At 65.3% G+C, this 26,752-nt stretch carries 26 protein-coding genes; 12 read left to right on the top strand and 14 right to left on the bottom strand.

Annotation, left to right across the window (positions count from 1 at the left end; translation table 11 throughout):
* Positions 1–9 precede the first annotated feature (9 nt).
* The 4 genes from A7X65_RS38745 to A7X65_RS38760 all read left to right on the top strand — a co-directional run bounded on the left by A7X65_RS38745 (position 10) and on the right by A7X65_RS38760 (position 5,675).
* A complete protein-coding gene (locus A7X65_RS38745; RefSeq protein WP_063694675.1) occupies positions 10–1,524 on the top strand; it encodes an acyl-CoA synthetase in 1,515 nt (504 codons plus the stop codon).
* Between the two features lie 102 nt (positions 1,525–1,626).
* Complete coding sequence (locus A7X65_RS38750; RefSeq protein ID WP_063694676.1) at positions 1,627–2,712, top strand: DUF2855 family protein; 1,086 nt, start codon at positions 1,627–1,629, stop codon at positions 2,710–2,712.
* A gap of 75 nt (positions 2,713–2,787) precedes the next feature.
* Positions 2,788–4,563, top strand: coding sequence for a flavin-containing monooxygenase (locus A7X65_RS38755; protein ID WP_063694677.1), 1,776 nt, complete (start codon positions 2,788–2,790; stop codon positions 4,561–4,563).
* A gap of 134 nt (positions 4,564–4,697) precedes the next feature.
* Positions 4,698–5,675, top strand: a complete 978-nt coding sequence (locus A7X65_RS38760; RefSeq protein WP_063694678.1) for a peptidyl-alpha-hydroxyglycine alpha-amidating lyase family protein — start codon at positions 4,698–4,700, stop codon at positions 5,673–5,675.
* Positions 5,676–5,756: 81 nt separating this feature from the next.
* Here the strand turns inward: A7X65_RS38760 and A7X65_RS38765 are convergent, their stop codons facing one another.
* A complete protein-coding gene (locus A7X65_RS38765) occupies positions 5,757–6,734 on the bottom strand; it encodes a Bug family tripartite tricarboxylate transporter substrate binding protein (RefSeq protein ID WP_063694679.1) in 978 nt (325 codons plus the stop codon).
* Positions 6,735–6,899: 165 nt separating this feature from the next.
* Between A7X65_RS38765 and A7X65_RS38770 the strand changes: the two genes are divergently transcribed.
* Positions 6,900–7,457 (top strand): HNH endonuclease, encoded by a 558-nt coding sequence (locus A7X65_RS38770; RefSeq protein WP_063694680.1) that lies wholly within the window; start codon positions 6,900–6,902, stop codon positions 7,455–7,457.
* 9 nt (positions 7,458–7,466) lie between these two features.
* On the opposite strand, the gene A7X65_RS38775 is transcribed toward A7X65_RS38770, so the two are convergent.
* Both A7X65_RS38775 and A7X65_RS38780 read right to left on the bottom strand, forming a co-directional pair.
* On the bottom strand, positions 7,467–8,927 hold the full coding sequence (locus tag A7X65_RS38775) for a GH1 family beta-glucosidase (RefSeq protein ID WP_063694681.1): 1,461 nt from the start codon (positions 8,925–8,927) through the stop codon (positions 7,467–7,469).
* Between the two features lie 2 nt (positions 8,928–8,929).
* Positions 8,930–9,931, bottom strand: coding sequence for a glycoside hydrolase family 16 protein (locus tag A7X65_RS38780; RefSeq protein ID WP_063694682.1), 1,002 nt, complete (start codon positions 9,929–9,931; stop codon positions 8,930–8,932).
* Positions 9,932–10,251: 320 nt separating this feature from the next.
* Between A7X65_RS38780 and A7X65_RS38785 the strand changes: the two genes are divergently transcribed.
* Positions 10,252–11,493, top strand: coding sequence for a glycosyltransferase family 87 protein (locus A7X65_RS38785; RefSeq protein ID WP_063694683.1), 1,242 nt, complete (start codon positions 10,252–10,254; stop codon positions 11,491–11,493).
* Here A7X65_RS38785 and A7X65_RS38790 read toward each other — a convergent pair.
* Complete coding sequence (locus tag A7X65_RS38790; protein WP_063694684.1) at positions 11,490–12,371, bottom strand: DMT family transporter; 882 nt, start codon at positions 12,369–12,371, stop codon at positions 11,490–11,492. The genes A7X65_RS38785 and A7X65_RS38790 overlap by 4 nt on opposite strands.
* A gap of 158 nt (positions 12,372–12,529) precedes the next feature.
* Here A7X65_RS38790 and A7X65_RS38795 point away from each other — a divergent pair, with 158 nt between their 5' ends.
* Together A7X65_RS38795 and A7X65_RS38800 are read left to right on the top strand one after the other, a co-directional pair.
* Positions 12,530–12,751, top strand: a complete 222-nt coding sequence (locus tag A7X65_RS38795; RefSeq protein ID WP_063694685.1) for a dodecin — start codon at positions 12,530–12,532, stop codon at positions 12,749–12,751.
* A 111-nt stretch (positions 12,752–12,862) separates the two neighbouring features.
* Positions 12,863–13,510, top strand: coding sequence for an HAD family hydrolase (locus A7X65_RS38800; protein ID WP_063694686.1), 648 nt, complete (start codon positions 12,863–12,865; stop codon positions 13,508–13,510).
* 100 nt (positions 13,511–13,610) lie between these two features.
* Here the strand turns inward: A7X65_RS38800 and A7X65_RS38805 are convergent, their stop codons facing one another.
* The 6 genes from A7X65_RS38805 to A7X65_RS38830 all read right to left on the bottom strand — a co-directional run bounded on the left by A7X65_RS38805 (position 13,611) and on the right by A7X65_RS38830 (position 20,913).
* Positions 13,611–14,579, bottom strand: a complete 969-nt coding sequence (locus A7X65_RS38805; protein WP_063694687.1) for an ABC transporter ATP-binding protein — start codon at positions 14,577–14,579, stop codon at positions 13,611–13,613.
* Positions 14,576–15,571, bottom strand: coding sequence for an ABC transporter ATP-binding protein (locus A7X65_RS38810; RefSeq protein ID WP_063694688.1), 996 nt, complete (start codon positions 15,569–15,571; stop codon positions 14,576–14,578). Before A7X65_RS38810 ends, A7X65_RS38805 begins: the two co-directional genes overlap by 4 nt.
* Positions 15,571–16,488, bottom strand: coding sequence for an ABC transporter permease (locus A7X65_RS38815; RefSeq protein ID WP_063694689.1), 918 nt, complete (start codon positions 16,486–16,488; stop codon positions 15,571–15,573). Before A7X65_RS38815 ends, A7X65_RS38810 begins: the two co-directional genes overlap by 1 nt.
* A complete protein-coding gene (locus A7X65_RS38820) occupies positions 16,454–17,413 on the bottom strand; it encodes an ABC transporter permease (RefSeq protein WP_063694690.1) in 960 nt (319 codons plus the stop codon). The genes A7X65_RS38815 and A7X65_RS38820 overlap by 35 nt, the downstream gene beginning before the upstream one ends.
* Before the next feature lie 29 nt (positions 17,414–17,442).
* Complete coding sequence (locus A7X65_RS38825; protein ID WP_063694691.1) at positions 17,443–19,233, bottom strand: peptide ABC transporter substrate-binding protein; 1,791 nt, start codon at positions 19,231–19,233, stop codon at positions 17,443–17,445.
* A gap of 261 nt (positions 19,234–19,494) precedes the next feature.
* The gene (locus A7X65_RS38830; RefSeq protein ID WP_063694692.1) at positions 19,495–20,913 is read right to left on the bottom strand and encodes a M20 family metallopeptidase; all 1,419 of its coding nucleotides are present in this window, start codon (positions 20,911–20,913) and stop codon (positions 19,495–19,497) included.
* Between the two features lie 287 nt (positions 20,914–21,200).
* Between A7X65_RS38830 and A7X65_RS38835 the strand changes: the two genes are divergently transcribed.
* From A7X65_RS38835 to A7X65_RS38845, 3 genes are all read left to right on the top strand, one after another.
* A complete protein-coding gene (locus tag A7X65_RS38835) occupies positions 21,201–22,172 on the top strand; it encodes a S1C family serine protease (RefSeq protein ID WP_063694758.1) in 972 nt (323 codons plus the stop codon).
* Positions 22,173–22,221: 49 nt separating this feature from the next.
* Positions 22,222–23,292, top strand: a complete 1,071-nt coding sequence (locus tag A7X65_RS38840; RefSeq protein ID WP_063694693.1) for a carboxylesterase family protein — start codon at positions 22,222–22,224, stop codon at positions 23,290–23,292.
* Between the two features lie 82 nt (positions 23,293–23,374).
* The gene (locus tag A7X65_RS38845) at positions 23,375–23,581 is read left to right on the top strand and encodes a hypothetical protein (protein ID WP_063694694.1); all 207 of its coding nucleotides are present in this window, start codon (positions 23,375–23,377) and stop codon (positions 23,579–23,581) included.
* A gap of 75 nt (positions 23,582–23,656) precedes the next feature.
* Here the strand turns inward: A7X65_RS38845 and A7X65_RS38850 are convergent, their stop codons facing one another.
* The 3 genes from A7X65_RS38850 to A7X65_RS38860 form a co-directional block, all read right to left on the bottom strand.
* Positions 23,657–24,319 carry a DsbA family protein gene (locus tag A7X65_RS38850; protein WP_063694695.1) on the bottom strand — a complete coding sequence of 221 codons (663 nt, stop codon included), beginning with the start codon at positions 24,317–24,319 and terminating at the stop codon, positions 23,657–23,659.
* Positions 24,320–24,486: 167 nt separating this feature from the next.
* A complete protein-coding gene (locus A7X65_RS38855; RefSeq protein ID WP_063694696.1) occupies positions 24,487–24,972 on the bottom strand; it encodes a PaaI family thioesterase in 486 nt (161 codons plus the stop codon).
* Positions 24,973–24,975: 3 nt separating this feature from the next.
* Positions 24,976–25,404 carry an acyl-CoA thioesterase gene (locus A7X65_RS38860; protein ID WP_063694697.1) on the bottom strand — a complete coding sequence of 143 codons (429 nt, stop codon included), beginning with the start codon at positions 25,402–25,404 and terminating at the stop codon, positions 24,976–24,978.
* 100 nt (positions 25,405–25,504) lie between these two features.
* On the opposite strand from A7X65_RS38860, the gene A7X65_RS38865 reads away from it, so the two are divergent.
* On the top strand, positions 25,505–26,053 hold the full coding sequence (locus A7X65_RS38865) for a TetR/AcrR family transcriptional regulator (protein WP_063694698.1): 549 nt from the start codon (positions 25,505–25,507) through the stop codon (positions 26,051–26,053).
* Positions 26,054–26,118: 65 nt separating this feature from the next.
* Here A7X65_RS38865 and A7X65_RS38870 read toward each other — a convergent pair whose 3' ends face one another.
* Positions 26,119–26,610, bottom strand: coding sequence for a hypothetical protein (locus A7X65_RS38870; RefSeq protein ID WP_063694699.1), 492 nt, complete (start codon positions 26,608–26,610; stop codon positions 26,119–26,121).
* Positions 26,611–26,752: the final 142 nt, after the last annotated feature.

Raw genomic sequence — 26,752 nt, forward strand, 5'->3', positions numbered from 1 at the left:
GGACACGCCATGATCATCAGCGGCGAACGCCGGATCGGCTATGACGAGATCCAGGCCCGCATCAGGCGGGCGGCGAGCGGGCTTCGTACGCTGGGCCTCGCCGAAGGCGCTCCGGTCGCCATGATGCTTCGCAACGATTTTGCGCTGTTCGAGGCGGTTGCCGCGTCCGCCGCGCTGGGCAGTCCTGTGGTGCCGATCAACTGGCATCTCAAGGCCGAAGAGGTCCGCTACATCCTGACCGACAGCGGCGCGAAGATCCTGGTCTGCCATGCCGATCTGCTGCCGCAGATCCGCGACGGTCTGCCGCCGGGCGTCCGTCTTCTCGTCGTCGCGACGCCGCCCGAGCTCGCGGCGACCTTCACGATTGCCCCTGGGCTGACCGAGGTCCCGGCGGGACTGACCGATTGGGACCGCTGGCGCGACGGCCATTCGGAAATGCAGGAGCCGCCGCGCCGGGCCGCGGCGATGATCTACACGTCGGGGACCACGGGCATGCCGAAGGGCGTGCGGCGCATGCCGATGCAGCCCGAGCAGGCGGCCGCCTCCGAACGCGTCGGGGCGATCGCCTATGGCATCAAGCCGCGCGACAATCAGGTCGTGCTGATCAACGGCCCGATGTATCACTCGGCGCCGCACTCCTACGGCATGCTGGCGTTCCGCGGCGGCTGCACCATCGTGCTCCAGGCGCGGTTCGACGCCGAGGAGCTGCTCGCGCTGATCGAGCGCCACCGCGTCACGCATATCCACATGGTGCCGACCATGTTCGTCCGGCTGCTGCGGCTGCCGGAGGACGTGAGACAGCGCTACGATCTCTCCTCGCTGCGTTTCGTCGTGCACGGCGCCGCGCCCTGCCCACCCGAAGTGAAGCTGGCCATGATCCATTGGTGGGGACCGGTCATCAACGAATATTTCGGCTCCACCGAGACCGGCATCCCGGTGTGGCACTCGGCCGAGGAGGCCCTGCAGAAGCCGGGCACGGTCGGCCGCGCCATCGAAGGCGGCATCGTCAAGATCTTTCGCGAGGACGGCAGCCTCTGCGGCGCCGGCGAGGTCGGCGAGATCTACATGCGCCAGACGGCGGTGCCTGATTTCGACTATCACGGCAAGGCGCAGGCGCGGGCCGAAGCGGGGCGCGACGGCCTCGTCAGCGTCGGCGACGTCGGCTATCTCGACGAAGACGGCTATCTGTTCCTGTGCGACCGCAAGCGCGACATGGTGATCTCGGGCGGCGTCAACATCTATCCTGCCGAGATCGAGAACGTGCTGATCGCGATGCCCGGGGTGCGCGACTGCGCCGTGTTCGGCATTCCCGACGCCGAATTCGGCGAACGGCTGTGCGCCTGCATCGAGCCGGAGACGGGCGCGCAGCTCTCCGCCACCGCTGTGCAGGCCTTTCTGCGCGAGCGGCTGGCCAACTTCAAGGTGCCGAAGGAAGTCCAGTTCCTGGATGCGCTGCCCCGCGAGGCGACCGGAAAGATCTTCAAGCGCAAGCTGCGCGATCCCTACTGGGCGAACCGCGCCTAGCGGAACGCGCGCGAACAGCGTTTAAAACTATGTTGAGGTTGCAAACTGGGTGCGCATAGCCGATGAGATTGCCGGCACGGATCAGAGCCGGGGATCGACGTCATGACAGCCACCGACTTCATCGTTGCACGGGACAATCTCGAAACCTGCAGGACGATCGCGACAGAGCTTCCCCCTGTGGACGCGCTGCCGCAGGATGCACTGCTCGTCAAAGTCGACCGCTTCGCGCTGACCGCCAACAACATCACCTATGCGGTGATGGGCGACGAGCTGAAATACTGGCAGATCTTTCCCGCCCCTGAAGGATTCGGCAACATTCCCGTGTGGGGCTTTGGCGAGGTGATCGCCTCGAAACATCCGAACGTCCCGGTCGGCGAGCGCCTGTTCGGCTATTTCCCGATGGCGACGCATCTCGTCATCGAGGCCACCGACGTCAGCAAGCGGGGCTTGCGCGACGGCGCCGCGCACCGGCAGGGCGTGGCGCCGGTCTACAATGCCTATGCGCGCGTCGGTGGCGATCCCGCTTACGCCGGACGGCAGGGCGATCATCAGGCGCTGCTGCGGCCGCTGTTCATGCTGTCGTTCCTGGTCGACGACTTCCTCGCCGAGAACGACGATTTCGGTGCACGCACCGTGCTGCTGTCGAGCGCCTCGAGCAAGACCGCATTCGGCCTTGCGCATCTGCTTCACGCGCGCGGCCGCAAGGTGATCGGGCTGACCTCATCGGGGAACACCGGCTTTGTTACCTCGCTCGGCTGCTATGACGAGGTCGTCACCTATGACCGCGTGACGTCGCTGCCGTCGGACGCGCCGGTTGCCTTCGTCGACATGGCCGGCAACAGCGCGCTGCGCACCGCGCTGCACAGGCATTTCGGCGACCGGATGACATGCTCGATACGCGTCGGATTGACGCATCGCGCGACCGAGGCCGACGAAGGCGTGCTGCCCGGCGCGAAGCCGCGCTGGTTCTTCGCTCCCGACCACATCCGCAAGCGCGCCAAGGAGTGGGGACCGGGTGGTATCGAGCAACGCTTTGGCGCCGCATGGTCCGGCTTCGCGCCGATGCTGGACCGGTGCCTGCGTGTGGTCGAGAGCCGCGGGCCTGAGGCAGTGCGGCAGGTCTATCTCGACACACTGCAGGGCCGCATTCCGCCGGAGCAGGGCCACATGCTCTCGCTGCTCGGGTAAAGCGCTTTTGGCGGCGCCTGATCCAGTATAGCGTTCCTCCCAAGGGAAACGCCGAAGACGGCCACGAGGTCGCGCATGCTGGATCGTACGACGGATATTGCTTCATCCGCTCAAGCCTGGCTCGATGAATTTGAGCGCACGCTGGGCAAACCCGAGCCCGCCTCGCTCGGCCGGCTCTTCTTCGTCGACAGTTTTTGGCGCGACGTGCTGGCGCTGAGCTGGAACCTGCAGACGCTTGCCGGACGCACCGCGGTCGCACAAGCGCTGGCCGCGCTCGCGCCCGAGGCCGCACCGACCGGTTTCAAAATTGCACCGAACCGCGCGGCACCACGCTGGGTGACGCGTGCCGGCACCAACAACGTCGAAGCGATCTTCAACTTCGAGACCGCGATCGGCCGCGGCAGCGGTATCGTGCGGCTGGTGCCCGACCCCGCCGACGGCGATCGCCTGAAGGCGTGGACGCTGCTGACCGCGCTGGACGAGCTCAAAGGTTTCGAGGAGCAGCTTGGCACCGCGCGGCCGCGCGGTCAGGCCTATTCGCGCGACTTTCGCGGGCCGAACTGGCTCGACCAGCGCAACGCATCGCTCGACTACACCGGCCGGGATCCCACCGTGGTCGTCGTCGGCGGCGGACAGGCTGGGCTGGCGATCGCGGCCCGGTTGAAGCAGCTGAAGGTCGACGCGCTGATTGTCGACCGCGAAAGCCGGATCGGCGACAATTGGCGCAAGCGCTATCACGCGCTGACCCTGCACAACCAGGTGCAGGTCAATCACCTGCCCTACATGCCGTTTCCGCCGAACTGGCCGACCTATATCCCCAAGGACAAGCTCGCCAACTGGTTCGAAGCCTATGTCGACGCGATGGAGCTGAACTTCTGGACCGGCACCGAGTTCGAAGGCGGCACCTACGACAAGGCGAAGGGCCAATGGACCGTCACGCTGCGGGGCGCCGACGGCAGCAAGCGGACCATGCATCCGCGCCATGTGATCATGGCGACCGGCGTCAGCGGCATCGCCAATATTCCCGCCATTCCGACGCTCGAAAACTTCAAGGGCACGCTGGTGCATTCCAGCCGCTACGAGGACGGCGAGAACTGGACCGGCAAGCGCGCCATCGTCATCGGCACCGGCAATAGCGGCCACGACATCGCGCAGGACCTTCACTCCAGCGGCGCCGACGTGACGCTGGTGCAGCGCTCGCCGACGCTGGTCACCAATATCGAGCCATCGGCGCAACTGGCCTACGCGGCCTACAATGAGGGCACGCTCGAGGACAACGACCTGATCGCGGCCTCGATGCCGACGCCGCTTGCCAAGAAGACGCATGTGATGTTGACCGAGCAGTCGAAGCAGCTCGACAAGGAGCTGCTCGACGGCCTCTCCCGCGTCGGCTTCAAGCTCGATTTCGGCGAGGCCGGGACGGGCTGGCAATTCAAATACCTCACCCGCGGCGGCGGCTATTATTTCAACGTCGGTTGCTCCAACCTGATCGTCGAGGGCGCGATCAAGCTGAAACAATTCAGCGATATCGAACGCTTCACCGCCGAGGGCGCGCGGATGAAGGGCGGCTCGACCATCCCGGCCGACCTGATCGTGCTCTCGACCGGCTACAAGCCGCAGGAATATCTGGTGCGAAAGCTGTTCGGCGACGGCGTCGCCGACCGCGTCGGGCCGGTCTGGGGGTTCGGCGACGGCTTCGAGCTGCGCAACATGTATGCGCGCACGGGACAGCCCGGCCTCTGGTTCATCGCCGGCAGCCTCGCGCAATGCCGCATCAACTCGAAATATCTCGCGCTCCAGATCAAGGCGATCGAGGAAGGGATTTTGGGGCGCGAGGTGAGCACAAGGTGAGCCTCCTCGTCATTGCGAGCGTAGCGAAGCAATCCAAAATCCTTCCGGGGAGACAGTCTGGATTGCTTCGCTACGCTCGCAATGACGGTGTGGAGACAGTGTCACACCGCGACGATGAATAAAGGAGACCACCCATGCCAGCCATTCTCGGCAGCGGCGACCACCGCTACCGCGTCGTCGAAAACTTCGCGAAACTACCTGACGGCTGGACGCTGACCGACGTCGCCTCGGTCGCCGTGGACAGCAAGGACCGCGTCTACGTCTTCAACCGCGGTGCCCATCCGATGGTGGTGCTGGATCGCGAGGGTAACTTCCTGCGCAGCTTTGGCGAAGGCCTGTTCTCGCGCGCGCACGGCCTGCATATCGATGCCGACGACAATCTCTATTGCACCGACGACGGCGACCACACCGTGCGCAAATGCACCACCGACGGCAAGGTGCTGCTGACGATCGGCATCCCCAAGAAGCCGGCACCATTCATGAGCGGCGAGCCGTTTCATCGCTGCACCCACACCGCGCTGTCGCCGAAGGGCGAGATCTACGTCTCCGACGGCTACGGCAATGCGCGCGTGCACAAATACACGCCGGACGGCAAGCTGATCAAAAGCTGGGGCGAGCCGGGCACCGATCCCGGCCAGTTCAACATCGTGCACAATATCGCCACCGATGCCGATGGCTGGGTCTATGTTGCCGACCGCGAGAACCATCGCGTGCAGGTGTTCGACGGCGAGGGCAGATACGAGACGCAGTGGAACAATCTGCACCGCCCCTGCGCGCTGTGCTGCTGCGGCGGCGCCAAGAGCCCGACCTTCGTGATCGGCGAGCTCGGCCCCGGCCTCGACATCAACCGCAATGTGCCCAATCTCGGCCCGCGGCTCTCGATCGTCGATGCGCAAGGCAAACGCATCGCCCGGCTCGGCGGCGAGGACGGCCCGGGTGTCGCCAGCGGTAAATTCCTGGCGCCGCACGGCCTCGCGCTGGATTCGAGGGGCGATATCTATGTCGGCGAGGTCGGCGTGACCAACTGGAAGGCGAGCTTTGGCGATCAGGAGATGCCGGCCGAGGTGCGCGCGACGCGGTGCCTGCAGAAGCTGGAGCGGGTGCGGGAATAGCGACGAAGACGTTATTTGGACGACGCCACTTCCCAACGTCGTCCCGGCGAAGGATGTGATCGTTCAACACTCCCAACACCCCTACTCCACCTTCACGCCTGACGCCCTGATGATCGGCCACCAGCGATCCGCTTCGTCCTTCTGGTACGCGCGCAGCGCCTCCGGCGATTGCTGGGCGAGCGGCGAGACCTGGATGCCGAGCTCGGCAAAGCGTTGCGTGACCTGCGGGCTCGCCAGGATCTCCACCATGGCGGCATTGAGCTTTGCGGCGATGTCCTTCGGCGTGCCCTTCGGCACCCACAGCCCGTACCAGAGCGAGGCGGAATAGCCTGACAGTCCCGCTTCGTCGGCCGACGGAATGTTCGACCACGACGGCGAGCGGGCCTTGCTGGTCACGGCATACGTCTTGATGCTGCCGGCGCCGACCAGCGCCTTGAAGTTCGACGCCGGCTCGATCATCGCGTCGATCTGGCCGGCGACGAGGTCCTGCATCGCCGGCCCGTTGCCGCGATAGGGCACGAACTGGAATGTCGTGCCGGTCGCCTTCTGCAAGGCGATGCCGGCGAGATGGCCGGTAGCGCCGACGCCCGCGATGCCGACCGAGGCCTTGTCCGGATTCGCCTTCAGCCACGCGATTAGTTGCTTGAGATCGTCGGCGGGAAGATCCTTGCGGCCGACGATCAGCAGTGGCTCGCTGCCGATCAGGATGACCGGCTCGAGATCGTGGAGCAGATCGAACGGCAGGGCGTAGAGCCCGCCCGTCAGCATATGCGTGGTCGAGGTTCCGATCGACAGGGTGTAGCCGTCGGGCGCAGCGCGGACCGCGCGGCCGACGCCGAGCGAGCCCGCGGCACCGCCGACATTCTCGATCACGATTGGCTGCTTCAGCACCACGTTCAGGCGCTCGCCGAGGAACCGCGCCAGGGTGTCGGTGGCCCCGCCCGCGGGGAACGGTACGATCATGGTGACGGGGCGCGCCGGATAATCCTCGGCCGCAGCAGGCCCATTCGGCCCCGCGCCGAGCATGGCCACGAGCAGCGCGGCGAGCCAGCCTCGCATGGACCCCTCCCCGAATCGCGGCGTTTTTGAGCGTCTTTGCCACCCCGCCGCCGCATTGCATGCGCCTGAATAAGTCGCTCAACGGGCTTCACAATCCCGTCACGCTGCATGTAGTATGTCAATACATGCTGCTTCGCAGCGTACATTGGAGGCCGGGAGCGTTACTTGAACGCACATGTCTCGCAAGGCAGTTGGCCGGTGTTGGTGCTGAATGCGGACTTCCGGCCGCTGAGTTACTACCCACTGTCTCTGTGGTCGTGGCAGGACGCGATCAAGGCGGTGTTCCTCGACCGCGTCAACATCGTCGCTCACTACGATCAGGCGGTCCACAGCCCCACGCTGCAAATGCAGCTGCCGAGCGTCGTCTCGCTCAAATCCTTCGTCAAGCCGACCACCCACCCTGCCTTCACACGGTTCAACGTCTTCCTGCGCGATCGTTTCGCCTGCCAATATTGCGGCTCGCCCGAAGACCTCACCTTCGACCACATCATTCCCCGCAGCAAAGGCGGCCAGACCACCTGGGAGAACGTGGTCGCTGCATGCTCGCCGTGCAATCTGCGCAAGGGCAATCTCACGCCCGCGCAAGCCAAGATGTTTCCGCGCCAGACCGCGTTCGCACCGACCGTGCACCAGCTCCACCGCAACGGCCGCCTGTTCCCGCCGAACTATCTGCACGATAGCTGGCTGGACTATCTGTACTGGGATACGGAGCTGGATCCGTAGGGGCGGCACTCACATCCCGATCGCATTCCGTGCCACCACGTCACGATAGAACGCGGCGCTCAGCTTCGGCACCCTTGCCTGCGTCTCGAAGTCGACGCGATAGAGGCCGAAGCGCTTGCTGTAGCCGAAGATCCATTCGAAATTGTCCATCAGGCTCCACAGGAAATAGCCGCGGATCGGCACGCCTTCGCTGATCGCGCGCTGCATCTGGGTCAGATAGTTGCGCAGGAACATGATGCGGTCGAGGTCGTAGACCTGGCCGTCGGCGGCGATCCTGTCCTCCGACGAGGTACCGTTCTCGCTGATGTAGATGTTCTCGATGTTCCAGATCTTCGCGGCGAGGCGCGGCGCCCAGTAGATCACCTCGGGGCCGACCCGCAACCATTCCGAGTTCATGTGCGGGAACGAGGTCGGGAACGGCAGCACGTGGAAGCCCGGCGCGCGGTCGGAGGCGGTGACGTAGTACTGCGGCGCATAGATGTTGAGGCCGACGAAATCGTTCGGCGTGCCGATGATCTTCAACTCCTCGGGCGTGAATTTCGGCGCGTCGGCGCCGGCAAAAGCGAGGAAACCGTCGCTGTACTTGCCCTCCAGCACCACGCCGAGGAAGCCGGCATTGAGCTCGCGCGTCGCGATCTCGGCGGCGCGGACATTCTCCGGCGTTGCGATCGCCGGTACGCAAGCGGCGATGTTCTCGGCTGCGCCCACCCGCGTGCCGGCCCGTCCTGACGCGCGTATCGCCTGCACGGCGAGCCCGTGCCCGAGCGCGACGTGATGGCGGGCCTGGTTGAGCTGCCCGGTCGGCAGCTTCAGGCCCGGCGCGTCGATGCCCCAGCCATAGCCGAAATTCAGGAAACGCCCGACCTCGTTCACGGTGAAGATGGTCTTCACGCGATCGGTCAAGCGAGCGGCGACGTAGGCTGCGTAATCGGCAAAGGCCTTTGACGTGTCGCTCGATTGCCAGCCGCCGACGCGGTCCTGCAGCGCCTGCGGCAGGTCCCAGTGATAGAGCGTGGCGTAGGGCTCGATGCCGTTCGCGAGCAGCTCGTCGACGAGGCGGCTGTAGAAATCGAGCCCCTTTGGATTGGGCTGGCCCGATCCCTCGGGAAACACGCGCGGCCATGCGATGGAGAAACGATAGGCCTTGACGCCGAGCGCCTTGATCAGCGCGGCGTCCTCCTTGTAGCGATGATAGTGCTCGTTGGCGCGATCGCCGGTCGAGCCGTCCTCGATCTTGCCGGGCGTGTGGCTGAAGACGTCCCAGATCGACTTGCCGCGCCCATCCTCGTTGACGGCACCCTCGATCTGATAGGACGAGGTCGCCGTGCCCCACAGGAAATCCTTCGGAAAGGGCGCGGGCGCGTGAGGATCGGCCGGAGCGGTCTCTGCGGCTCTTACGCCGGTCGCCGCGCCAAGTGCGGCGAGGCCCGCAAATCCCGCAAATTCGCGCCGCGAGACATCAGCTGACATCGCTATCTCCGCGCCTGCTCCATATCGATCTGATAGACGGAGATCCGGTCGATCTCGAAGGCGACGCTCGGCGGCGATTCCGCGTCGACCGGCCCGACACCGACAAAGAATTTCGATCCGATCGCGAGATTGACGATCATGTACATGGGATCGTCGAAGCCGATCGGCACCTTGATGTCGGAGACCGGCCGGCGGTCGATGAAATAGACCAGGCGATCCTCCGCCCACAGCACACCGTAATTGTGGAAGGTGCTCGACGCATCGCCAACCGAGAAATCGAAGCCGCAGGACTGGATCTTCTGGGTCGACGGTATCCGCCAATGCGTGGTCATGACCAGATCGCCCGGCCGCTCGCCGCGCCCCTCCAGCACGTCGACCTCCGGCGGCCAGCCGCCGTCGTCCGCCAGCATCCAGAACGCCGGCCACACCGCATGGCCGACCGGGACCTTGGCGCGGATTTCGAAATAGCCGTGCTTCTGCGCGAACGTGCCTTGTGTCGTCAGGATCCCGGAAATGTAGTCGTTGTTGAACAGCACCGATTTCAATTCCGGCGGCGTGCGGCTGGCAACGATCGACAATACGCCGTCCCTGACCTTGAACGGATCGAGCCCGAGCGGCGCAGCGCCGCGCCCGGCGTAGCGCGGATCGACATAAATCTGCTGCTCGCCATTGGCGCTGGTCTTGCGCTTGAAGTCCGAACCGTCACCGCCCCAGTAGCGTGCCTCCGGCCACGCCGCACCGCCGGCATAATGCGGCACCCAACGCCCCGTCGCGAGCGGGTGCTCGTCGAAATCGTCGTTGAACGTCCGGCGCAGCGACAGGAACGCGAGCGAGGTGGGATTGACCGTCTCCAGCTTGCGGCACTCGATCGTGGAGGGATCGGTGGTGATCTGCAGCGACATCGTGCCGGGCGCATCGCCGAGATCGTCCTGCGCGACGACAGGTGCGGTCATGGCCGACAGACCGATCGCGATCAGAGCGCCCTTCGTCCAACGGTCGATCATCGCTGCACATCGCACATTTAAGGAAGCGCGCCGAAGTTAGCTTGCCTGTCCCTGAACCGGCAAGCACACCCGGTCGACGCCCCCGGGCGATTTCGAAAAGACATCTCGATTGCTCGCGCGAAACGAACAATGCGTCATTGGGTGCGGGACCGATGACGATCCGGCCGAATCCCGTGCCTTGATTCCTGAAGGAGCGGGACCACCCGCCAAAATCCTTCCGGATTCGTTACCGTCCCTTAAGGCTCCAATGGCAGTTTGGCAGGGATCTGCGGACCTGCCCGCCCGGCCGCCAATCCGTCAGGTACGAGGTTGCAGCCGCCATGCTGGCCGACACACTGGAACAGGTTCAGCTCTCGCCGTCGAAGCGGGCGACCTATGTGCGTCTGGCGCTGGCCGCGCTGACGGCGATCGTCGCTTTCAAGACGTTCTGGTTCGCCCGCTGGGGCGGCTGGGCCGACCGCGAGCTCGCCGACTTCGACGCCTTCCACATCGTCGCGCAGCGCGTCTGGCGCGGCGACCTCGACCAGATCTATCACTTCGCCGCGCTGCTGAAGATGCAGCTCGAGGCCGCCGGCGGCGCGACCGGCTTCATGCCCTGGACCTATCCGCCGCAATACGCTCTCCTGCTCGCGCCGCTCGCCTTCCTGCCGGTCGGGCTCGCCTATCTCCTGTTCACGGCCGGCACTCTCGCGCTCTATCTCGCGGTGCTGCGCAGGATCGCGGACGTGAATTTCGCGCACGTACTGGTGATCCTGTTTCCGGCGCTGGCGATCACCATCGGCTCCGGGCAGAACGGCTTTCTCACCGGCGCGCTGATCGCGCTCGTGTGCCTCAACGTCGAACGGAGACCGCTTCTCGCAGGCCTAGCCCTCGGCGCGATGGTGATCAAGCCGCATCTTGCCATTGCCGTCGGCGTCTATCTGCTGGCGACGCGGCACTGGATCGCGCTCGCGACGGCTACAGCCGTCGTACTGGCGAGCTCACTGCTCTGCACGCTCCTGTTCGGCTGGCAGATCTGGACGGCGTGGCTGGGCGCGATCAAGGAATCGGCGAGCTATCTCGAGCAGGGCTTCTATCCGCTCTATCGCATGGTCTCGGCCTATGCGGCGCTCTACCAAGCCGGCCTTTCGGCCAACATCTCCTTTTGGGGACAGGTGATCGTTGCGGCGCTGGCCTTGTGCGCGGTCCTGTTCGCCACGGCACGCGCCACGTCATCCAGTTTCGCACTCGGCATCGCGGTGATGGTGTCGGTGATGATCAGCCCTTACGCCTATGATTACGACCTGCCGATACTGGGGATCGGTCTTGCATTGATCCTGCCCGATCTCGCCGGGCTGGCGAGCCCGCGCATACGAAGCTGGATGTACGGGTTGATCCTGCTCGCCGGCGCCTATGGGCTGCTGCAGTCGGCTCGGCTTGCCGTGCAGAAGCCAGGTCAGGACTTCGCGCCCGCCTTGGGCGGCTTCGCGCTGATGGCGCTGCTGCTTCTCCTGCTGGGATTGCTGTGGAGACAAGCACAGCTCGCACCGGCTTCGTCGCAGGCCGCGCAACAACGCCTCTAGGCCCGCTGCAATGCCAACGTCACGCCGCCGAGCGTGAGCGCCATCGCCATCCATTCGCGATAGCCCAGCGGCTCGCCCAGGATGATCGCGGCGGAGATCACGCCGATCACGGGGACGATCAGCATGCCGGTCGAGGCGGTGGTCGGCGGCAGGCGGCGCAACGTCTCGAACCAGGTGACGTAGCAGAGCCCCATCGGCACCAGCGTCATATAGACGAAACAGCCCAGTCCCAGCGGGGTGATCGCCGAAACATTGGGTTGCTCGAACAGCACGCCGAGAACCAGCATGGTGGCGCAGCCGAGCCCGACCTGCCAGGCGACGACGACCAGCGGCGGCATCGGCAGCGGCTTGCGGTTGAGCACATTGCCGAGCGCGAACAGGATGGCGCAGGACAGAGCGAGGGCAATCCCGAGCAGCTTGTCGGTGCCGAACGCAAATCCGTTGCCGCTAAGGAGCAGTGCAACACCGGCGACGCCGAGGACGAGCCCGCAAACATCCCGCAAGGTCGGCCGCGTATGCAGCACCGGCCAGGCGAACAGCATGGCCCAGATCGGCATGGTGTAGGCGAGCAGCGCGCCTTCGCTCACGGTCACGTATTTCATCGCGACCGTTCCGAGCCCCATCCAGGCGAAGACATTGGTGAGGGTCGCAAACAGCAGCCGCGGGATTGCCTCGCGCGGCACCGCGAAAGATTCCTTCCGGCTCAGCGCGAGGCCCCCGAGAATGAGCGAGGCACAGACACCGGCAAGCCCGCGGGCGAACAAGGGCGGCCATTGCTGCAGCAACAGCTTCATCAGCGGCCAGTTCAGCGCCCAGCCGAACGCGGTCACGCAGAGGCAGAGAGAGCCGATCGTCCTGTCGCGCCGCGCCGAATCCATGCCCAGCGCTTAGCAGCTAGGCGCTGGCCACTCCACCTCGGCTGGTGCGATGCTGGCCATCGCCGGACACGGAACCCGGCGCACAGGTGCCCGTTCACAGTGAGGCCCGACCGCGGGAGCGGTATCCAGGCCTGCCACAGCACAAGGGGAGACACCTCATGCCCACAGCCGAAAAGGATCACGTCTACAAGATCCTGGAACTGGTCGGATCATCCGAGACCTCGATCGAGGATGCGATCAAGAACGCGGTCGGCCGCGCCGCCAAGACCGTCCGCGACATGAAATGGTTCGAGGTGGTGCAGACGCGCGGCCATATCGAGAACAACACCGTGCGCCATTATCAGGTGACGCTGCGCGTCGGTTTCACCCTGGAGGGATGACGCGGTCGCCAGGGCGCAACTGTAGAGATGCAGCCAGCGCATCCGAGCACCTGACGCCGGCGCCGATTTGTCGCCCGCGTCGGGGCGCGATATGACTCGGATCGCGGCCGGATGTTCGGCCGGTCCGAGAGTGTGGCCGTGAGTGAAGATATCAAGCTTGTCCTGTTCGACATGGACAACGTGCTCTGCGACTACGACAGGGCAAAGCGCGTCGCTTGCCTCGCAGAGCTGGCGGGGACAACCAGCGCGTTCGTCCACGCTGCGATCTGGGAGAGCGGCTTCGAGGCGCTCGGCGACTCCGGCGCGCTCGACGCGGCGGACTATCTACGGGGCTTTGGCGAACGCATCGGCTATCCGCTGTCGCTGGGCGAATGGGTGGAGGCGCGGCGGCGTTCGATGCAGGCCGATCTCGCCATGCTGGAGATCGCCCGCCGCCTGGGCGAGACCGTCGATGTTGCCGTCCTGACCAACAACACCACGCTGGTCGCCGACCATATCGACACGCTGGTGCCGGACTTGCGGCCGTTGTTCGGCGCGAGAATCTACGCCTCGGCCCGGTTCAAGACGGCGAAGCCGGACCCGGATTGCTATCGCCGCTGCCTGTCGGAGCTGCAGGTAGCGCCGGAAAACGTCCTGTTCGTCGACGATCTCGCCGCCAATGTCGCGGGAGCGCGCGAGGCGGGGCTGCTCGCGCATCACCACACGTCGGTGGAGGCGTTCAGGCAGGCGCTTTCGGCGCACGGCCTGCGTCCGGGATGAAGATGCCAGGGTGGGCGAAGGCGCGTCGCGCCGTGCCCACCGTCCGTCGCATGAAAAGGTGGGCACGCTTGCGCTTTGCCCACCCTGCGGGGTCAGCACACTAAGCCAGGTGGCACGCCACGAAGTGTCCGCCCGCCCCTTCCTTCAGCTCGGGTGCGCTTTCCGCGCAGCGCGGCTGGGCGATCGGGCAGCGGGTGTGGAAGTGGCAGCCCGACGGCGGCTTCATCGGGCTCGGCACGTCGCCCTTGAGGCGAATGCGCTCGCGCTTGAGCTTTGGATCTGGCACCGGCACCGCCGACAGCAGCGCCCTGGTGTAGGGATGCTGCGGGTTGCGGTAGAGGTCGCTGGCCTTGGCGAGCTCGACGATGCGTCCGAGATACATCACCGCCACGCGGTCGGAGATGTGCTCGACCACCGAGAGGTCGTGCGCGACGAAGAGATAAGTGAGGTTCAGCTCGGCCTGGAGGTCTTCCAGTAGGTTGATGACCTGGGCCTGGATCGAGACGTCGAGCGCGGAGACCGGCTCGTCGCAGACGATCAGCTTCGGCTCGACCGCGAGCGCGCGCGCGATCACGATGCGCTGACGCTGACCGCCGGAGAATTCGTGCGGATAGCGCCGCATGTGCTCGGCCTTGAGCCCGACCTTCACGAGCAGGCCCGCGACGCGCTCCTCGCGCTCCTTGGCGGAGGATGCGAGATTGTGGATGGTAAAGGCCTCGCCGAGAATGGCGCCGACCGTCATGCGCGGATTGAGCGAGGCGAACGGATCCTGGAACACCAGCTGCATGTTCCGGCGCATCGCGCGCAGGTCGGTGCCGCTGAGCTCGCGCACGTTCTGGCCGTCGAAGGTGACCTCGCCGTCGGTCGGCTCGATCAGGCGCAGCACGCAGCGGCCCGTGGTGGACTTGCCGCAGCCGGATTCGCCGACGAGGCCGAGGGTCTCGCCGCGATTGACCGAGAACGACACGCCGTCGACGGCGTAGACCGTCCCGACCTGGCGCGACAACACGCCACCGAGCACGGGGAAATGTTTCTTCAGACCGCTGACGCGGAGCAAGGGTTCGCTCATGACGCTGCTCCCAACTGCGCATCCCCCAGATGACAGGCCATGCGATGACCGGGCTTGACCTCGCGGAGCAGCGGCTCCTTCTCGATGCAGACGTCCATGGCAAACTTGCAGCGCGGCGCAAAGCGGCAGCCGACCGGCGGGTTGATCAGGATCGGCACCGAGCCGCCGATCGCCTCGAGCCGCGTCTTGTGCTCGCTGTCGAGGTCGATGCGCGGGATCGAGCGGATCAGGCCCTGGGTGTAGGGATGGCGGGGATCGCCGAACAGATCGTCGACCGGCGCCTCCTCCACCACCTTGCCGGCATACATCACGACGACGCGCTGCGCGGTCTCGGCAACGACGCCCATGGCATGGGTGATCAGCATCACCGCCATGCCGAAGCGCTCCTTCATGTCCTGCAGGAGATCCAGGATCTGCGCCTGGATGGTGACGTCGAGCGCGGTGGTCGGCTCGTCGGCGATGATCAGCTTCGGCTTGCAGGCGAGCGCCATCGCGATCATCACGCGCTGGCGCATGCCGCCGGAGAACTGGTGCGGATAATTGTGCACGCGGCCTTCGGCGTTGGGGATCTGCACCAGCTTCAGCATCTCGATGGTGCGCTCGAGCGCCTGCTTCCTGGTCAGCCCTTCATGGCGGCGCAGGCTCTCGGCGATCTGCTCGCCGATGGTGAGCACCGGATTGAGTGAGGTCATCGGCTCCTGGAAGATGAAGCCGATCTCCTTGGCACGGATATCGTCGAGCTCGTTGCTCGTGAGCGGCACGAGATCGCGTCCCTCGAAAATGATCTGGCCGGCCGCAATGCGCCCCGGCGGCATCGCGATCAGCTTGAGGATCGACATTGCCGTCACGGTCTTGCCACAGCCGGATTCGCCGACGACGCAGAGCGTTTCGCCCTTGTTGATGGTGATGTCGACGCCGTCGACGGCCTGGAGGATGCCGTCGTCGGTGGAGAAGTGGGTCTTGAGACCCTTGATCTCGAGCAGCGGCGCCATCAGATCACCCGCCGCGCGTCGAGCGCGTCCCGCAGACCGTCGCCGATGAAGTTGATGGCGACCACCGCGATGAAGATCGCGCCGCCCGGGAACAGCGCCCAGTGCGGACCGATATCGAGGAAGTCCTTGGCGTCGAACAACAGCCGCCCCCATGTCGGTGTATCAGGCGGAAAGCCGAGGCCGAGGAAGGACAGCGTCGATTCCGCGATGATGGCGGCCGCAACGTCGATGGTGCCGGCGATGATCACCGGACCAAGCGCATTGGGCAGGATGTGCCGCACCACCTGGCGCACCGGGCTTGCGCCGAGCGCGCGGGCGGCCTCGACGAACTCCTTTTCGCGGATCGACAGGAACTGCGCGCGCACGAGACGCGCGACCGGCATCCAGCGCAGGCCGCCGATCACGAGCACGATCAGGACGAAGATGCCGCCCTCGGCCCCGAACACCTGCTTCAGCCCGTCCCGGAAGAGATAGATCAGCAGCAGCAGCAGCGGCAGTTGCGGCAGCGACAGGAACAGGTCGGTGAGCCACATCAAGCCATGGCCGAGCGCGCCGCGCGACATGCCGGCGAGCGCGCCGATCAGCACGCCGATGAAGACCGACACCAGCATCGCGGCAAGGCCGACCGCAAGCGAGATGCGGCCGCCATAGATCATCCGCGCCAGGATATCCTGACCAAGATCGTCGGTCCCGAACGGATGCGCGAGCGAGGGGCCCTGCATGCCGGCGATCACGTCGATGTCGTTGATCTTGACGCGCCAGACGAACGGCCCGGCCACGACGGCGAGGATGAGAACGAGGAGCAGGAAGGCGCTGACCACGGCGAGCTTGTGGCGGCTGTAGCGCCGCCACATCTCGCGCCATGGCGAGTAGACGCCCCGCTCAGCGGAGGGAGATGCGAGGGTCAAGCCAGCCATAAAGGACGTCCGCGATGAGGTTGAACAGCACCACGAGGCACGCGAAGACGAAGGTGACGGCCATCACCACCGGCGTGTCGTTGGAAAGGATGGAGGAGATCAGCAGCGAGCCGATGCCGGGAATGCGGAAGATCTGCTCGGTGACGATGGCGCCGCCGAACACGGCGGGCATCTGCAGCGCGATCAGCGTGACCACCGGGATCATGGCGTTGCGCATCACGTGCTTGACGATGACCGTGGCCTGTCCGAGGCCCTTGGCCCGCGCCGTGGTGACGTAGTCGAGCCTGATGACGTCGAGCATCGCCGAGCGCACGAAGCGCGTCATCGACGCCGCCTGGAACAGGCCGAGCACCGCCACCGGCATGATCGCCTGCCGGATCATCTCGAGCACCCAGTGGATGCCGGTCGCCTTGACGTCCGTGGTGTAGACGAAAGGCAGCCAGTCCAGCGTCACCGAGAAGATCAGGATGAACAGCAGGCCGGTGAAGAAGGTCGGCAGTGAGAACCCGATGAAAGCGAACGTGTTCGCGATCTGGTCGAACAGCGAATAGGGCTTCGTCGCCGCATAGACGCCGACGGGAATTGCGACCAGGAGCGCCAGGATCTGCGCCGAGCCGATCACATAGAGCGTGGCCGGCAGACGCTGGAGGATCAGCGTATCGACGTTCATCCGGCTGACGAAGGAGAACCCCCAGTCACCGTGCATCATGGCGTTGAGCCAATGCAGGTAACGGAGATAGATCGGATCATCGAGACCGAACTTGGCCCGAAGTGCGGCCTGCACTTCGGGCGGCACGTTCGGATTCGTCGCCAGCTCCGAGAACGGATCGCCGGGCGCGAGCGCGAGCACGACGAACAGCACGACCGAGATTCCGAGCAGGCTCGGAATCGCGATCAGCAGGCGACGCAGGACGTACTGACTCATTGGGGAGGATCCCGTCTAGAGCTGGGGGATCATTCCTCGCGGTACCAGTCGTGCAGATTGTCGGTTTCGTTGGCCCAGCCGCTGATGATCGGACGCAGATTGTTGGCCGCCGCCTCGACCTTCAGACGGTGCTGCACCGGAATGAACACGGTGTCCTGGAACATCAGATCGTTGGCCTTGATGTAATGCGAGGCGCGCTTGACCGGATCCATTTCGCTTTCGGCGGCCTCGATCGCCGCGTCGTACTCCTTGTTGACCCAGCGCGGGAAGTTCGTTCCCTGCCACTTGTTCTCCTTGGTGGCGACGTTGGTCGACATATAGCGGCGCATGTGCTGCGACGGGTCCGGCTGGCTCAGCGGGATCTGGAACATCTCGAGGTCAGCGTAGAAATGCGCATAGGTGTCGGGGTTGGCGACGTCGGAGGAGAAGAACACGGAGGCCACCACCGACTTCAGCTCGACGTCGATACCGGCCTTCTGGCAAGCCTGCTTGATGATCGCCTGCGTCTTCTGACGCGGCCCGTTGATCGAGGTCTGGTAGAGCAGCTTCAGCTTCTTGCCGTCCTTCTCGCGGATGCCGTCCGCGCCCGGCTTCCAGCCGGCGTCGTCGAGCAGCTTCGAGGCCTTCTCGATGCTGAACTCCCAGGAGGTGTTCTTCGAGACGAATTTCTCCGGGCCGTTGAGGAAGTTGGCGGTGGTGCGGCCGGCACGGCCGTAGATCGCCTTCTTCACCGACTCGCGATCGACCAGCATCGACAGCGCCTTGCGGACCGCGGGATCGGAGAACAGCGGGTGCTTGGTCTTCATCGACGAGCGCTCGCCGTCCACCTCGGTGTTGGGATCGGTGAAATTGAGCGCGATGAACTCGGTGTCGCCGCCCACGGCGTAGATGGTCTTGCCCTTGCCGCCCTTCTCCAGGCGCAGCAGCACGTCGTCCTCGACCTGGATGTTCCAGCCGAAATCATATTCGCCGGTCTGGATCACCGCACGCGCGGCCGAGACGGCGTCGCCGCCGCCCTTCATCTCGACCGTGTCGAAATAAGGCCGATTCGGCATGTGGTAGTCGGGATTGAGCTGGCCGCGGACGAGATCGCCCGGCTTGAACTCGACGAACTTGTAGGGACCGGTGCCAACCGGCGAAAGGTTGGTCGGCGCCTCCCGCGATTTGGACCCCATATAGTCCTTGAACAGATGCTTCGGGATGATGGTGTTGGGCGCGCCGACGAAGGCGTCCGCCCAGAACGGCGTCGGCTTCTTGAAGAGGATGCGGACGGTCAGATCGTCAACCTTCTCGACCGTGATGTCGCGATGCGTCGCGATCGTCAGCGCCGAAGTCGCCGGGTCCTTCGCGTATTCCCAGTTGAACACGACGTCGTCGGCGGTGAACGGCTTGCCGTCATGCCATTTGACGCCGGGCTTCAGCTTCCAGGTCACCGACTTGCCGTCGGCGGTCAGGCCGCCGTTCTCGAGCGAGGGGATTTCCGCCGCCAGCACCAGCTTCATGTTGCCGTCCGGATCCCAGCAGGCCAGCGGCTCGTAGAACAGGCGGGAGCCGTCCTGGTCCTTGGTGCCGGTGGCGAAATGCGGATTGAGCAGGGTCGGGCCCTGCCACCACAGCAGCTTAAGCGCACCGCCGCCGCCGCGCTTGGTCGGCTTGTAGACCTGGGCACCTTCCGCCATGGCGACGCCGCCGAGCGCGAGGATCTGGTTGGCGAGGGGGGCGGTGAGGCCGACCGCGGCCATGCGCTTGATGAAGGCGCGGCGATCCATCCGCCCGTCCTTCACGTCACCGATCATCGAACGCAGTTCTTTATCCAGCATGGTTGTCCCCCGTCTGGTTCCCGTATGGATGCAGGCGGCCGCGAGCGGCCGCCGGGTTTTCTCTGACAGTAGATGGCACACCGAATAGGCTGCCCGTCAACTGCGACCGTGTGTGTGCAAACGGTGTTCTGGCTGTCCGTTGGGCAAAACTTTGTTTCGCAGCCCAACCGTTCGGCAATCCGGCGTCAAAACACGCCGGATTCCACGTTGCACTGCAGAAAATTTGTTCGCCGGATCAGACGAAAGTATCGAGGCGAAATTCTACGCCACGGACATATTCAGCGGCGGCTCCACGTGGTCCGGCAACGGACACACGTAAGGCGTCTTGGTCGTCCGCTTTTGCAGGTCCGCCTTGGCGGCCTTGATAAGCTCCGGTTCCGTGAGCGCCTTGATGCCGAGCCCGGCCATCGCCTTGGCGGCCTGCACCATGGCCTTGTGGGCGTGCGGGCTCTTGCCCTGCGCCACCACCTGCCAGGTGTGGAAGGGCGTGCCGATCGCAACCGTCGGTGCGTGAACCTGCACGGTCGGCACCACCCAGCTGACGTCGCCGACGTCGGTCGAGCCGACAAGCGGGTTGCGCTTGGCATCGAGCGGCACCAGGAAGTCGGCCAGCGGCCGATCGGTCTGCTCCATACCGATCGCGTAATAGACCGAGGCGATGTCCTTGTCGCTCAGCGTCGAACGGATCTGGGTGGCGAAGCCCTTGTCCGCATCGTCGAAATGCGGCGGTCCGAGCTCTTCCATCACCCGGTGCAGCGCCTGCTCCAGCGGCGTGTTCGGCAGGATGTTGGAGACCGCGGAGATGATCTTCATCTCGACCTTGGTCTCGGTCATCAGCGCGGCGCCCTCGGCGATCTTGCTGACGCGTCCGACCAGCTCGTTCATGCCGGGCAGATCACGGGCGCGGATCGAATAGCGCACGCGTGCATGCGCCTGCACCACGTTGGGGGCGATGCCGCCGGTGTCGAGCAGCGCGTAATGCACGCGGGCATCGCTCGGCATGTGCTCGCGCATGTAGTTCACGCCGACATTCATCAGTTCCACGGCATCGAGCGCGGAGCGGCCGAGATGCGGCGAGGCGGCCGCATGCGAGGTGCGGCCGGTGAAGATGAAGTCCGCGCGCGTGTTGGCGAGCGACGGCGTCACCGCCACCTCCCAGAAGCTGTGCGGATGCCAGGTGATGGCGATGTCGGCGTCCTCGAACGCGCCGGAGCGCACCATGAAGGCCTTGGCCGCGCCGCCTTCTTCGGCGGGGCAGCCGTAATAGCGCACGCGGCCCGGCACCTTGTTCGCGGCGAGCCAATCCTTGACCGCGGTCGCGGCGAGCAGCGCGGCGGAGCCGAGCAGATTGTGACCGCAGCCATGGCCATGGCCGCCGGTTTCGACCGGACGATGTTCCGCAACGCCCGCCTCCTGGCTGAGGCCCGGCAGCGCGTCATATTCACCCATGAAGGCGATGACCGGACCGCCCTCGCCCCATTCGCCCATCAGCGCGGTCGGGATGCCCGCAACGTTCTCGGTGATGCGGAAGCCCTGATGGCGCAGCTCGGCGAGATGCTCGGCGGCGGACCGCGCTTCGGTGTAACAAACCTCGGGCGTACCCCAGACCTTGTCGCTGAGGTCGATGAAACGCGCCTTGATCGTGTCGACGCCACGCCAGATGTCGCTGCGGTTATCCATGCTTCGGTCCGTGATCTCTTGGTCAAACGAAGCGGCAATGGTTAGCAGCTTCATTGCGGCCCGCCTAGCACCTCGCGGGACGGCAGCCATGCAGCCGGTGCCGGATCGCGCCGGTCATCTGCCTGTGACCAAGGCGTTTCCATGCCTTTCCAACATTTCACATGGCGTTCTCTGCAATAGTTGGCGAACGAGGCTTTCAAGACGGCCATCTCCGGCATAAATTATGCGTGCTTCGAGGCGTCGTCCTGCCAGCTGTGGCGACCCAATTGCTCAGCGAGGAGAACTCCATGCCCGCTCTGACCGAATGGAGAGTGCCGCCGGCCAATCAGCCGCGAGCGAGCGATTACGGCTTCGATCTCGACCGCGCGCTCGGCTCCGTCGTCGGCCTGCACGCCATCATCCCGCCGGACGCTTTCAGCGCCGAAACATTGGGCACCGAGCGCGCCGGCAACGGCGTCGTGATCGACGATGGGCTGGTGCTGACGATCGGCTATCTCATCACCGAAGCGGAATCGGTGTGGCTGCACCTCGCCGACGGGAGGGTCGTCGAGGGCCATGCGCTTGGATTCGATTCCGTCACCGGCTTCGGCCTGGTGCAGGCGCTCGGCCGTCTCGACGTCGAGCCCTTGCCGCTCGGCAACTCGGCCGACACGCGTGTCGGCGACCGCGTCGTGGTCGGCGGCGCCGGCGGCCGCACCCGATCGGTGGCGAGCCAGATCGTCGCCAAGCAGGAATTCGCCGGCTACTGGGAATATTTGCTGGATGAAGCCGTCTTCACCTATCCCGCGCACCCGAACTGGGGCGGCACCGGCCTCCTCAACGAGCGCGGCGAGCTGATCGGCATCGGCTCGCTCCAGCTCGAGCGTGAGCGCGACGGCAAGGCCGAGCACGTCAACATGATCGTGCCGATCGACCTGCTGAAACCGATCCTGGAGGACCTGCGCAAGTTCGGCCGCGTCAACAAGCCGTCGCGGCCCTGGCTCGGGCTCTACTCGACCGAAATCGACAACCGCGTGGTGGTGATTGGCATCTCCGCCAACGGCCCGGCGGCCCGCGCCGAGCTCAAGACCGGCGACGTCATCCTCGCCGTCGACGGCGAGAAGGTCACGAGCCAGACCGCCTTCTACAAGAAGATGTGGGCGCTGGGCGCCGCCGGCGTCGACGTGCCGCTGACCGTGCATCATGAAGGCGTCACCTTCGACGTCACGGTGACCTCGACCGACCGCTTCAAGCTGCTGAAGGCGCCGAAGCTGCACTGATCCCGCGCTGAAGAAACGCTACCAGGGGAAGCCGCCAAGGGAAGCTGCAATGAGCGAGGCCGTGATCGACGATATCGTGGCCGTGCTGCCGCCGCTGCTCAATGCACTTGAAGCGCTCGGGTTCTTCCAGCGGCATCTGCACCCGCTGGCCTTCGCGTCGGTGATGAATGCGATCGGCACGCCGGACGAAGCATTGCAAAAGGCACACACGGCGATCGGAGACTGGCCGGAACAATTCGGCGGGCTGCGCGAGCGGCTCGACCGCGCCTGCAGCGAGACGCGCGCGGCGTTCGCCGGCATTCGCGAGGTCGAGCGCGGCAATGGCGATCTCGTCGCCGTGTTCCGCGCGCTGCGCCACGTCCCGCGCGCGCAGGAGGCGCTGTATCCGCTGGCGGCGCAGTTTCCGCCGGTGAGCAGCTTCTTCCTCAACGACGCCAATCGCGAGAACGGCGACCTGCTCTCGCGGCTGGAAGTCGGCCCAGGCGAGCACGCCGGGATCTTCCACGACCACAACGAGCCCGGCAGCCGCGGCGGCTTCTCGGTCTACGTGCCCGAGTATTACAGACCCGATCGCGCCATGCCGCTGGTGATGGCGCTGCATGGCGGCAGCGGCAACGGCCGCGGCTTCCTGTGGAGCTGGCTGCGCGACGCGCGCAGCCTCGGCGCGATCCTGGTGGCACCGACCGCGACCGGACCGACCTGGGCGCTGATGGGCGACGATTCCGACACGCCAAACCTGATGCGCATCCTCGAGACGGTGCGCAGCCGCTGGAGCATCGACGCTTCCCGCATGCTTCTGACCGGCATGAGCGACGGCGGCACCTTCTGCTACGTCACGGGCCTCGACGGCGCCTCGCCCTTCACGCATCTTGCGCCGGTTTCGGCGACCTTCCATCCGCTGATGGCGGAGATGGCGGATGCCGAGCGAATGAGGGGCCTGCCGGTTTTCATCACCCACGGCAAGCTCGACTGGATGTTTCCGGTGCAGACCGCGCGGCAGACCCAGGCCGCGCTCTCCACTGCCGGCGCTGACGTCACCTACCGTGAAATCGACGATCTCAGCCATACTTATCCGCGCGAGATCAACGCGAAGCTGCTGCAATGGCTGAATGGGGAATGAACGACCTGTCCTTAGATGCGCCGCATGGCCGCGGAACCATCGCGCGGTGCCGACGTTATCGGCGCGTCACCGGAGGTTCGCTATGAGAACGTTTTTTGGAATGATTTTGGGCGCCCTGCTTCTTGCCGGCGGCGTCTACGTCTACGACTCCATGCAGACCTCGTCCGTCGCCAATGGCGAGGTCGCAACGACCAATCGCACCATCGTGAACTGGGATGTCGCCAAGGCCGATTGGGATGCGCTGCGCGATCGCGCACACAAGGACTGGATCCGCATCTCGCAGAAATAACGTCCCGACCAAATGAACAAGGCGCCGTCGCGGGTCCGCGGCGGCGCCTTTGTGTTGACGGCAAACGATGCCGCGTCAGTTCATCTTGGCCTTGCGGGCATCGGCGATGACCTGCTCGAACTCGGTCATGCTGAGCACGCCGGGCACGCGGTACTTGCCGACGATGAAGGACGGCGTGCCGCGGAAGCCGAAAGCCTCGGCCTGCTCGTTGTTGCGCTTGAGGAGCGCATCGATGTCGCTGCCATGGCCGGCGAGATCGCGCTTGAGGCGGTCCATGTCGACGCCGGCGGCCGCTAGCAGCTCGTTGATGCGCGGCTCGGTCAGGCGCGAGCTGACGCCCATCATGGCGTCATGGGCCTGATGGTACTTGTCCTGGTATTTCGCCGCGAGTGCGATCCGCGCCGCCGTGACCGACACCGGCCCGAGGATCGGCCAGTCCTTCATCACCAGCCGCACCTTGCCGTCGTCCTGGACGACTTGGCGCAGCTCGGGCTCGAGCTTGCGGCAATAAGGACAATTGTAGTCGGACCATTCGACGATGGTGATGTTGCCGTCGGGATTGCCGGCGACGGGCGTATCGGGATCGCGAAGCACCTTGGTTTCGGTCAGCACCTCGTCATCGTCGGCGGCTGCGAGCGCAGAGGTGATGCCGCCGGCCGCGAGCGCACCCGCCCCGATCAGCGTCAGCGCCGAACGCCGCGTCGTCACCAGTCGGCTCTTGTTTCCAGATCCAGTCATATCTCGTCCCGTTTCGGTCCCATCCTCGCCAAATACGGCTCAGGACCGGGAATTGTTACCGACCATATAGAGTGTCGCGACGGCGATGTCATCGCACCAGCGAGCGGGACCGGGAACGAGGCCTGCGAGCATGAATGCCGCATCCGGGAATGCCGGCGGCAGGCGTGTCAATCGCCGTGCCGGGCGGAGGACATGCGCGGCGTCTGCGGAGCCTCGCGGGACAGCATCGCCATCAGCGTCCCGCTCATGGTGGCAATCAGCGTGGTCTTGCCCTCGTGCTCGGCAAATGCCCTGGCCTCACAGAACGTGAGCGTGCGGCCGGGCTTGACCACCTCCGCCTTGAACACGAACCGCTCGCCGCGGGCGGGGGCCAGCAGCGTGGTCTTGAACTCGACGGTGAGGATGTCGGCCTCCTCCGGCATCAGGGTGAAGGCGGCGACGCCGCAGGCATTGTCGAGCCCCGCCGTGATGATGCCGGCATGAATAAAGCCGTTCTGCTGCGTGAAGGCGGCAGAATGCAGCATGGCCAGCTCGACCTCGCCCGGCGAGAGACGAACGATCATGACGCCGAGCGTGCGCATCGCCGGCTGAGCGTCGAACATGGCAATGGTCGCCGCACGATAGCCCGGGTTTTTCGGCTCGAACGCGGCCATGGCTCAGACCTCGGCAGGCTCGGCGAGATGCCTCATCGCGATCTCGCGAATGGCATCGGTGAACGGCGCGGACTTGCGCAGCTGGCGGTCCATATGCACGCCCGTGATCTCGCATGTCGCGGCGATCTCGCCGGTCTCTGCATTCCGCATGTCGTGCCGGAAGCGGATCGACTTGTCGCGAATCTCGAGCAGGTGGCTGCGGATCTCGACGGTGTCGCCGGCGAGCAGCTCGCGCTTGTAGGCGATGTTCTGCTGGACCGCGGCCATGCCGCGTCCGGAGCTGCGCAGGTAGCTCGGCGTCAGCCCGAGGCGGGCGAACAGATTCCAGTTGGCTTCGTCGAATTTGCCGACATACCACATGATGTTCATGTGGCCGACATGGTCGCATTGCCACGGATAGACCGTGCCGCGATAGCTCGCCTCCTGCTCCATCGGCAATCCTCCTGCTTTTTCATTCTTGATACGGTAGCGTATCAGGCGCGTCCTGCGTTAGCAATACGGCACCGTATCAAGAACCGGTGAGGTTTCCTCCATGAGCGACGGCAAGGGCGATGTCTGGGTCGAGGCGGGGTTTGCCGAGCTCGCCCGCTCGGGCGTCGAGGGTGTCAGGGTCGAGGTGCTCGCCAAGAATCTCGGCGTCACCAAGGGCGGCTTCTACCGCCGCTTTGCCGACCGCGCCGCGCTGCTCGGGGCGATGCTGGAACGCTGGCGCGAGGGGCGCGCGGCATCGATCGCGCAGCAGACGAGCCTCGACGGGCAGGCACCGCGCGAGCGGCTGAAGGCGGTAATCCAGCTCTATTCCGAGCGGCTCAACCCGGAAGGCATGGCGATCGAGCTCGCGATCCGGCAATGGGCTCGCTCGGACGAGAACGCCGCGGCGGCCGTGGCGAACGTCGATGCAGCACGGCTCAAGCACGTCGCCGAGCTCTATCGCGCGACCGGCCTCGACGCCGAGGCGGCCGAGGCGCAGGCCTTCCTGTTCTATTGCTTCATCTTCGGCCAGAGCCTGCTGTTCGTCGAGCGCGGGCCGCGCAAGCGCTCGCAGCTCGTGGCGAAATCGGCCGAGAAGCTGTTGGACTAGGCGATCGGGACCAACGAAAATGGCCGGAGCGGTGCTCCGGCCATCGCGTCACGTCGCCTCGAAGCTCAGGCCGCGCCCTTCAGCTTCTTGTTGCATTCGCTGTAATAGCCGCCGCCCTTCTCGATCCACTTCATGCCGCCGTTGCCATTGGTGGTCTTGTTGGCGTTGTACTGATCGACGCAGGTGTGCAGGCGGGCCTTGCCGGCGGACTCCTTGGCGTATTTCGGATCGACCGCGTTCGGATAGATCGCGGGGCCGGCCGGCAGCGTCGGCGCCGCAGCAGGGGCGGCCTCCTTCTTGGCCTGCTTCGGTTCGGCGGGAGCCGCAGGCGCGGCCGGAGCCGCGGCGGTCGGCGCAGCGGCAGGGGTCGCATCGGCACCGCACTGGGCCTTGCGGAAGTCATTCCACTTCATGGTGCCGAGCGAGCCGTCCTTCTTGGCGGCCTGGTATTTCGCGCTGCACTCCTGCGAGGTCAGAGCCTGGGCCGGCGCGGAGACGGCCAGCATGGCGAAGCCCGACACCGCAACCGCACACAACAATTTTGCTTGAATGGTCATCCGTTGTCTCCTCCTTGGTCTTCCCACGACCTTCCCCTGGACTTTCCTTTGGGGAAGTGAAACGAGGATTGCTATCCTAGCGTGCCGCCCGCTCGCGACAAGGAAGCGACGGCTTTCGCCGCAAAAATATAGTGATCGCGCC

This window comes from Bradyrhizobium stylosanthis, assembly GCF_001641335.1.
Lineage (GTDB): Bacteria > Pseudomonadota > Alphaproteobacteria > Rhizobiales > Xanthobacteraceae > Bradyrhizobium > Bradyrhizobium stylosanthis.

Excerpts from the sequence above, each read along its gene's own strand:
- A7X65_RS38745 (WP_063694675.1), top strand. The coding sequence starts at position 10 with ATGATCATCAGCGGCGAACGCCGGATCGGCTATGACGAGATCCAGGCC.
- A7X65_RS38750 (WP_063694676.1), top strand. The coding sequence starts at position 1,627 with ATGACAGCCACCGACTTCATCGTTGCACGGGACAATCTCGAAACCTGC.
- A7X65_RS38755 (WP_063694677.1), top strand. The coding sequence starts at position 2,788 with ATGCTGGATCGTACGACGGATATTGCTTCATCCGCTCAAGCCTGGCTC.
- A7X65_RS38760 (WP_063694678.1), top strand. The coding sequence starts at position 4,698 with ATGCCAGCCATTCTCGGCAGCGGCGACCACCGCTACCGCGTCGTCGAA.
- A7X65_RS38765 (WP_063694679.1), bottom strand. The coding sequence starts at position 6,734 with ATGCGAGGCTGGCTCGCCGCGCTGCTCGTGGCCATGCTCGGCGCGGGG.
- A7X65_RS38775 (WP_063694681.1), bottom strand. The coding sequence starts at position 8,927 with ATGTCAGCTGATGTCTCGCGGCGCGAATTTGCGGGATTTGCGGGCCTC.
- A7X65_RS38780 (WP_063694682.1), bottom strand. The coding sequence starts at position 9,931 with ATGATCGACCGTTGGACGAAGGGCGCTCTGATCGCGATCGGTCTGTCG.
- A7X65_RS38785 (WP_063694683.1), top strand. The coding sequence starts at position 10,252 with ATGCTGGCCGACACACTGGAACAGGTTCAGCTCTCGCCGTCGAAGCGG.
- A7X65_RS38790 (WP_063694684.1), bottom strand. The coding sequence starts at position 12,371 with ATGGATTCGGCGCGGCGCGACAGGACGATCGGCTCTCTCTGCCTCTGC.
- A7X65_RS38795 (WP_063694685.1), top strand. The coding sequence starts at position 12,530 with ATGCCCACAGCCGAAAAGGATCACGTCTACAAGATCCTGGAACTGGTC.
- A7X65_RS38800 (WP_063694686.1), top strand. The coding sequence starts at position 12,863 with ATGTTCGGCCGGTCCGAGAGTGTGGCCGTGAGTGAAGATATCAAGCTT.
- A7X65_RS38805 (WP_063694687.1), bottom strand. The coding sequence starts at position 14,579 with ATGAGCGAACCCTTGCTCCGCGTCAGCGGTCTGAAGAAACATTTCCCC.
- A7X65_RS38810 (WP_063694688.1), bottom strand. The coding sequence starts at position 15,571 with ATGGCGCCGCTGCTCGAGATCAAGGGTCTCAAGACCCACTTCTCCACC.
- A7X65_RS38815 (WP_063694689.1), bottom strand. The coding sequence starts at position 16,488 with ATGGCTGGCTTGACCCTCGCATCTCCCTCCGCTGAGCGGGGCGTCTAC.
- A7X65_RS38820 (WP_063694690.1), bottom strand. The coding sequence starts at position 17,413 with ATGAGTCAGTACGTCCTGCGTCGCCTGCTGATCGCGATTCCGAGCCTG.
- A7X65_RS38825 (WP_063694691.1), bottom strand. The coding sequence starts at position 19,233 with ATGCTGGATAAAGAACTGCGTTCGATGATCGGTGACGTGAAGGACGGG.
- A7X65_RS38830 (WP_063694692.1), bottom strand. The coding sequence starts at position 20,913 with ATGGATAACCGCAGCGACATCTGGCGTGGCGTCGACACGATCAAGGCG.
- A7X65_RS38835 (WP_063694758.1), top strand. The coding sequence starts at position 21,201 with ATGCCCGCTCTGACCGAATGGAGAGTGCCGCCGGCCAATCAGCCGCGA.
- A7X65_RS38840 (WP_063694693.1), top strand. The coding sequence starts at position 22,222 with ATGAGCGAGGCCGTGATCGACGATATCGTGGCCGTGCTGCCGCCGCTG.
- A7X65_RS38845 (WP_063694694.1), top strand. The coding sequence starts at position 23,375 with ATGAGAACGTTTTTTGGAATGATTTTGGGCGCCCTGCTTCTTGCCGGC.
- A7X65_RS38850 (WP_063694695.1), bottom strand. The coding sequence starts at position 24,319 with ATGACTGGATCTGGAAACAAGAGCCGACTGGTGACGACGCGGCGTTCG.
- A7X65_RS38855 (WP_063694696.1), bottom strand. The coding sequence starts at position 24,972 with ATGGCCGCGTTCGAGCCGAAAAACCCGGGCTATCGTGCGGCGACCATT.
- A7X65_RS38860 (WP_063694697.1), bottom strand. The coding sequence starts at position 25,404 with ATGGAGCAGGAGGCGAGCTATCGCGGCACGGTCTATCCGTGGCAATGC.
- A7X65_RS38865 (WP_063694698.1), top strand. The coding sequence starts at position 25,505 with ATGAGCGACGGCAAGGGCGATGTCTGGGTCGAGGCGGGGTTTGCCGAG.
- A7X65_RS38870 (WP_063694699.1), bottom strand. The coding sequence starts at position 26,610 with ATGACCATTCAAGCAAAATTGTTGTGTGCGGTTGCGGTGTCGGGCTTC.